This window comes from Streptomyces sp. URMC 124 (genome assembly GCF_051386455.1).
Taxonomy (GTDB): domain Bacteria; phylum Actinomycetota; class Actinomycetes; order Streptomycetales; family Streptomycetaceae; genus Streptomyces.
Genome location: NZ_JBPQTS010000425.1, coordinates 1 through 280, shown reverse-complemented (window position 1 = coordinate 280; position 280 = coordinate 1). Strand labels below are relative to the sequence as shown.

The 280-nt window shown below is 73.9% G+C and carries 1 protein-coding gene; it reads left to right on the top strand.

Annotated elements, in window-relative coordinates:
* Nucleotides 1-280, top strand: a 280-nt coding sequence (locus tag ACSNOG_RS33200) for a VOC family protein (RefSeq protein ID WP_436756385.1), incomplete at both ends; no start/stop codon positions are given.

Below are 280 nucleotides of genomic sequence, written 5' to 3'. Positions count from 1 at the left end.
CCGTACCTCCCCCCGTACCGCCCCCGCCTCCTACCGGGTCGACCACCACGCCTTCACGGTGACCGACCTCGACGGGGCCGTCGCCTTCTTCACCGCCGCCCTCGGCGCGGAACTCCTCTACGAGGAAGGGCCCATCGCCCGTGCCACGGGCGACTGGATGCGCCGCAAGCTCGACGTGCACCCGCGCGCCGCCGCCCGGATCGCGATGCTGCGCCTCGGCCCGGTCACCCGGCTGGAGCTCTTCCAGTACACCGCCCCCGGCCAGAACCCCACGCCTGTC